Origin of the sequence: Paenibacillus xylaniclasticus, from assembly GCF_004001065.1 — a bacterium.
Lineage (GTDB): Bacteria > Bacillota > Bacilli > Paenibacillales > Paenibacillaceae > Paenibacillus_T > Paenibacillus_T xylaniclasticus.
In genome coordinates, this window is sequence record NZ_BIML01000018.1 from 104,623 (window position 1) to 110,997 (window position 6,375).

The 6,375-nt window shown below is 47.4% G+C and carries 5 protein-coding genes and 1 riboswitch; of the genes, 2 read left to right on the forward strand and 3 right to left on the reverse strand.

The window, feature by feature from the left end; genetic code table 11:
- Positions 1 to 60: 60 nt before the first annotated feature.
- The 3 genes from PXY01_RS15990 to PXY01_RS16000 all read right to left on the reverse strand — a co-directional run bounded on the left by PXY01_RS15990 (position 61) and on the right by PXY01_RS16000 (position 3,793).
- On the reverse strand, positions 61 to 1,452 hold the full coding sequence (locus PXY01_RS15990; protein ID WP_127571084.1) for an amino acid permease: 1,392 nt from the start codon (positions 1,450 to 1,452) through the stop codon (positions 61 to 63).
- Between the two features lie 161 nt (positions 1,453 to 1,613).
- Positions 1,614 to 1,803: riboswitch (Lysine riboswitch) on the reverse strand.
- 108 nt (positions 1,804 to 1,911) lie between these two features.
- Positions 1,912 to 2,553 (reverse strand): hypothetical protein, encoded by a 642-nt coding sequence (locus PXY01_RS15995; protein ID WP_127571074.1) that lies wholly within the window; start codon positions 2,551 to 2,553, stop codon positions 1,912 to 1,914.
- Positions 2,554 to 2,698: 145 nt separating this feature from the next.
- The gene (locus PXY01_RS16000; RefSeq protein WP_127571076.1) at positions 2,699 to 3,793 is read right to left on the reverse strand and encodes a tetratricopeptide repeat-containing glycosyltransferase family 2 protein; all 1,095 of its coding nucleotides are present in this window, start codon (positions 3,791 to 3,793) and stop codon (positions 2,699 to 2,701) included.
- A gap of 128 nt (positions 3,794 to 3,921) precedes the next feature.
- On the opposite strand from PXY01_RS16000, the gene PXY01_RS16005 reads away from it, so the two are divergent.
- Together PXY01_RS16005 and PXY01_RS16010 are read left to right on the forward strand one after the other, a co-directional pair.
- A complete protein-coding gene (locus tag PXY01_RS16005; protein WP_246027972.1) occupies positions 3,922 to 5,541 on the forward strand; it encodes a glycosyltransferase family 2 protein in 1,620 nt (539 codons plus the stop codon).
- 97 nt (positions 5,542 to 5,638) lie between these two features.
- A partial coding sequence (locus PXY01_RS16010) for a collagen-like repeat preface domain-containing protein (RefSeq protein WP_218028228.1) occupies positions 5,639 to 6,375 on the forward strand: 737 nt, incomplete at its 3' end.

Here is a 6,375-nt window from a genome sequence, read left to right on the forward strand (position 1 = left end):
TGCTAACGCAGGTGCGTGCCGTCTCATCATCGATATTCTATGCTTCATAAAATACTCGTACTAGTCAACGTTCGAGTCAAGCTGACATTGTTCGAGCTTGAGCCATTTGGTCTTATACTTCCATTTATAACCGAGCCAGAGCAGCAGAAACAAAGGGATGCCGATGTACGACGCAAGCATAAAACTCCAATCGATCCGCCCGTCCGAATATGCGCTGATGCTCTGTCCGATGATGACAATCATGCACATGCTTCCAGCTAGGATTGGTCCGAACGGATACCATAAGGAGCGATATGGCAAATCGTCTAGGCTGCCCCCTTGAGCAATATATGCTTTGCGGAACCGATAATGACTGACGGCGATGCCGAGCCAAGCAATAAACCCAGACATACCGGATGCATTAAGCAGCCAAATATACACTTGCCCGTCACCGAAGAACGATGCCAGAAAAGCGAGCATGCCGACAGCGGCTGTAGCCATGAGAGCATATACCGGAATGCCGCGTCTGTTAAGCATAACGAACCGCTTCGGCGCTTTACGATCACGAGCGAGCACCCACAGCATACGCGTTGAAGCATACATTCCCGAATTGCCGGCGGACAATACCGAGGTTAGAATAACCGCATTCATAACCGATGCCGCAATGCTTAAGCCAGCCTTCTCGAAGATGATCGTAAACGGACTTGCCGCAACACTGTCGCTCGCCAGCGTATCGGTTGTAAACGGGATTAACATACCCACAACGAAAATAGCCAATATATAGAACAACAGTATTCGCCAAAAGACACTGCGGATGGCACGCGGCACATTAACGCGCGGATTCTCGGATTCTCCTGCTGCAACCCCGACTAGCTCGGTACCTTGGAACGAGAAGCCTGCTGCCATACAGACGCTTAGCACAGCCAGCCAGCCGCCGGATACCGGTGCGTCTCCGGCGGTAAAGTTGCGAAATCCGACGGGTTCGCCATTCCATATCCCGACAATCATGAATAGTCCAATGACGATAAATACGATAACGGTGGCGATCTTAATCATCGCGAACCAATATTCAGATTCGCCGTAACCTTTGACCGATAACAAATTCAAGCCGACCATTAATGCTAGGAATACAGCACTCCATAGAAATGACGGACTATCCGGCAGCCAAAATTTAATAATTAAGGTAGCAGCGGATAATTCCGCCGCGATCGTAATCGCCCAGTTGTACCAATAGTTCCAGCCAAGTGCAAACCCAAGCGCAGGATCAACGAATTTGGTCGCATACGTACTGAATGTTCCGGATAGCGGCATATAGGTTGCCATTTCGCCGAGACTAGTCACAAGAAAATAAACCATGACGCCGATAATGGTGTAGGCCAGCAGTGCACCGCCTGGACCAGCGGAATGAATTGCGCTTCCGCTAGCCAGGAATAACCCTGTACCAATTGAGCCGCCGAGCGAAATCATCGCCATATGACGGGATTTCAAGCCTCTGCGTAATTTGTTCTGCTTCAATATCTGTACTCTCCCTCTAGATGTTATTCTTAAGATGCTCTGAAATGTACAGCTATAAACGCAAAAAGACTGCCCTTCTTTATCAAGAAGGCAGTCTCCATTCCCTCTCCATGCTCATGATGCAAGATAGCGCAACATACTGTATTACGGATCGTACAGCATGACAGTTCCGTCCCTTTCGGCAACGGCCCCAGCTAGAGCAGACAGCAATCTGCACCGCTTCGGCGATGGTGCCTTTCCGTCAGAATCATCAGTCTTTACTGTACTTCCTCCGACGTACTCATCAACAACGCGACCTCTACCTCATCTTGCGTGGATGAGGGCTACTATGAAATTATTAAATACATTAATAATTAATAATATTAATTAGATATGTTCTTCAAATCAACAGGTGAATTATTCCAGTGAATCGCCGTTTTATGAATCCAGATTTTTCAGTTCGTCCGACTTCTTCGGAAATATAAGATAAGATATGCTAATAACAGCGTCAAGCAGCAGTAAAGCCGACCATATTTTATTCATTTGGACTAAAGCTTCGTTAAGCTGAAATTGCTCTCGAAGCCATGGAATCCATTGACCGAATAAAGCAGGGAACTGATCCCGATTGCCAAAATAGAGGAATGCATAGAAGATAGCATGAGCCGTTAGAAACATGATCACATGTAGACCGAATTGCTTAAACTCCTCAATCGCCTTATCCTTCCCGTATTTCACCGCATCCTTATGTACTGGCGGCGGCATTTTTTTAATCCGTGCTACCATTCGAGACAGAAACCGGTCTACCCTCTTCAACTGATGCTTGCCGAAAAATAACGTATAGAGAAGAATAATAACGATAATAATTTGAAAACCAGACAACTGGCTCATCTGATTGACATCTACGATACCAAGGAACAGAATCCACAGCTCATTCACGAGCGTTATAACGAATGTAAAGAACGCTGCTTTTGATTGATCGAACCAATACTTGAGTACAATAGCGGTTAACAGCGTAATCCAGAATACCCCTTCTGCGATCAGCAGAAAATACCAACGATAATCGGTAATAAAATCCAACAAAACGAAGCCCTCCACTTCTCTTCTTCAATCGCCTAGTTCCAGCGCGCCCTGCTCCATCTGCAAAATATGGAAGGATTATAATATATTTCGACAAATCGTACTAGCTTTAAAAACCTAAAATTATTACAAAATAAATACGAGGTTGTTAAATCCCCTTTGTATCCGATGGAAATATGAGAGGCTCTAAATATTGTTTGTTGTGCAGCACAGCAGCATTATTCGGACGGTACTCACGCGCTCGTTCATTATGAATATAAGCCATCTTATAATCACCAAGTCTATCATAACAGACGCAAAGCTGTAGATGGGGTAGCCAGCTCTCGCACGCCATATTGCGCAATGACCAGCGTTCACCCTTCTTGGGTGCGCTTAATGCGGCTCGATACCAATAAGCTGCAGTCTCATAGTCTCCACGCTGCATGTGCCAATACCCGATTCTGCAGCAAAATTCGGGAAGCGGTGTCCCGTAACGGAATGACAGCAGCGCGTATTCAAGAGACTCTGCGGAAAGCCCTAGAGCTGCATAGCAATCGGATAATTTGCCGCATGCAGCGATGTTGTCTTCCACCCATCCTTCTCCAGTGTCCAAAAATTTTTTGTAATATGTTATCGCCTGCTCATATTGTTTATGATCGTTCAACTCATTGGCGAAATAGTATAGATCCCGAGGGCTGAATTGCTCTCCTGCTGCTAGTCTTTTCTGATAGATGCGCAGGTTGCGGATACTGTCATGACGAACACTCGCATGAGTGACAGCTATGTCCGAAGCGAAGGATACACCATAAACTTCAAGATACTCATGAACGGCTCCAATCCATTGAAATCCGCAGCTTGCTTTCACCAGTCGGTTACGTCGAAGCAAGCTCGTTACTCTCCCGTTCTCATCTTGCGCAAGGTGGTACTCCATGGAGACGACATCTATTTCAGGGGAAAGTGTTCCTTTCAGAGCTAACAGCTTGTCCCGATTCTGCTCCGTTAATATATCATCTGCATCAAGCCACAGGATATAGGGTAAAGTTGCTTTACTGAAAGCATAATTACGAGCAGCGGCAAAATTGTCGATCCACTCAAAATCGTAGATTACCGCGTTCGAATAAGAAGCGGCAATCTCTTTCGTTCGATCTGTGGAACCGGTATCGACAATAATAATCTCATCGGCAATTCCTTGGACGGAGTTTAAGCACCGAGCTAATACATCCTCTTCATCCTTCACGATCATACATAAACTAATCGCAATCATCGCGAGTCCACCCTTTCCTTATCGTACGTGCAGCTTATTAATGCTGTTCCACTTCCTTTGGAATTGATGAATATCATTAATATATGGCTCATATCTTTCGATATGACTAACGGTATGGGGGTGACGTTTTGAAACAACTTGCGATGAAACAAGCTCGTATACTAATAGCCAGCCCTATTCGGCAGAGTCCCCACATTCTCTCCTTGTTCTTACAGTCCTTATTACGATTGCGGCAGGTCAGTTGGACATGTGATTATTTGTTCGTCGACGACAACGAAGACCAGCAATCCAGCCTGCTGCTTCATCAAATATCAGATGCCATCAATGAAGAAGGAGCGGCTCGAGTTACGATTGTGTCTGGTCAAGATCAAAGACAAACGTATCGTCGAGACGAAACAACACATTATTGGAACGATGAGTTGATCGAGCAAATTGCCATTTGGAAGGATGACTTCCTGCAAGCTGCACGCAATGGGCAATATGACGCACTGTTTCTGGTCGATTCCGATCTGTTGCTTCATCCCAATACCGTCGAATCTCTTCTTGCATCAGAGCGTTCAATCGTATCCTCTATTTTCTGGTCAAAATGGACTCCCAACAGCCCTCAACTGCCTCAAGTATGGTTAAGAGACCACTACTGGCCTTGGCAGCACCCGCCTGGGGATCAGGAAGCAGAAACAGCGCAAATCCGACTGCTGGAACAGCTTCGAACCCCCGGCGTGTATGAGGTTGGAGGTCTTGGAGCTTGTACACTTATTCGTCAAGAGGCATTGGAATTACCGATATCGTTCCGACGACTTCCGAACTTGTCCTTATGGGGCGAAGATCGGCATTTTTGCGTGCGTGCAGTCTCACTAGGGCTATCATTGGCTGTAGATACCCACTATCCAGCGTTTCATATTTACCGGGACTCGGAGTTGATTGATGCTCATCAGTTTATGCGGGAATCGAGTCCTGCGCCAGCCTCGTCCATACGGATTCCGGAGATTTTGCTCCGAGGTATGAGGCCTCGGCTTGTACTATCTATGGTTGCTGCTAATGAGGAAGGCCGATATCTACGCGATGCTCTCATTCGTCACCGAGAATATATCGATGCTGCTGTCATTATCGATGATGCCAGTACGGATGCAACGTCAGACATCATTCATGATCTTCTGCAGGGCATCCCTCTATACTACGTTCGCAACGAACATTCTATGTTCGCGAACGAGATCGAGCTTCGGCGGCTGCAATGGAAAAAGACGGTGCAATTGAACCCGGAATGGATTTTGAATTTAGATGCAGATGAATATTTTGAAGATCGGTTTACGCATGAAGTGCGCGGCCTGATCGATAATATAAGTGCGCAATTATACTGCTTTCGGCTTTATGATTTCTGGAACGAGACGCAGTATAGAGAAGACTCATTTTGGCAGGCTCATAGGACTTACCGGCCTTTCCTTCTGCGTTATATTGCCGGTTATCCGTATAGATGGAATGAAGCCCGTCAGCACTGCGGAAGATTTCCTCGTAATCTGCTAGATATGCCCTCCATTCTATCACCGCTTCGGCTAAAACATTGGGGCTGGGCGCGTGAAAGCGACAGAAGGTTGAAAGCAGCACGTTATGAAAGACTTGACCCAGGAGCCCAATTCGGTTGGAAAGAGCAATATGACTCAATACTCGATCCGCATCCAAGGTTAGTTGATTGGCAGGAGGATGAGTCAGTCCCCTCTCAGCTTGCCTTTCCGTCAGCTTTGAAAATATGAGGTGATAGGAGATGGCTAATGGTACGATACCGATAACCAATGCTCAAGTGGAGCTCCTTACTGAAATTTTGTTTGCCTTTATGAGCTTGTTCCACTTGTGTTAACTGCACCGACATATGTGAAAATCGAAGAATTGGACGAAGAATTGAGGGAACTTCGTTCGTTGATTATCGAAATTAGTTTCACAAGCTCACAGCAGGCAGCGCTGCTTGCTTTGCTGGAAAATTTAATTACGCTCATCGAAACATCCCCTTTCTCCCCTCTTGGAACCGCCGTATTGTTCGAAGACTTGCTAAATGAGCTTGGCGGGGTCATTCTTTTGTTCAACACGATTCCGAGTAAGAAAGATACTCTTATCCAATCCATTCGGTCTATACAGCATCACCTAGCAATTTTTTTCGGTTGCTCGTGCCAAATTGGCCCGACCGGTCCTGCCGGGCCGCCTGGTAGAGATGGACTTCCAGGACCTGCTGGACCGACTGGGGCAACAGGTCCGCCTGGGGACTTGGGGCCCGCAGGACCTGCAGGAGCAACGGGTCCTACAGGCGCAACCGGAATTGGCATTATGGGTGCGACCGGTCCCACTGGCCCAACCGGTCCGCCTGGACCTGGCAGTGGAGATACAGGAGCAACTGGTGCGACTGGAGCTACCGGTGCGACTGGAGCTACGGGCGCTACGGGTGCCACTGGCGAAACTGGAGTAACGGGAGCCACTGGAACCACTGGCGAGACCGGAGCAACGGGTGCTACGGGAACCACTGGAGAAACTGGAGCAACCGGCGCCACGGGGGCCACTGGCGAGACTGGAGCAACGGGTGCTACGGGAACCACTGG

Bases quoted from the DNA above. Each gene is read 5' to 3' on its own strand.
- PXY01_RS16000 (WP_127571076.1), bottom strand. From the start codon at position 3,793: ATGATTGCGATTAGTTTATGTATGATCGTGAAGGATGAAGAGGATGTA.
- PXY01_RS15990 (WP_127571084.1), bottom strand. From the start codon at position 1,452: ATGGCGATGATTTCGCTCGGCGGCTCAATTGGTACAGGGTTATTCCTG.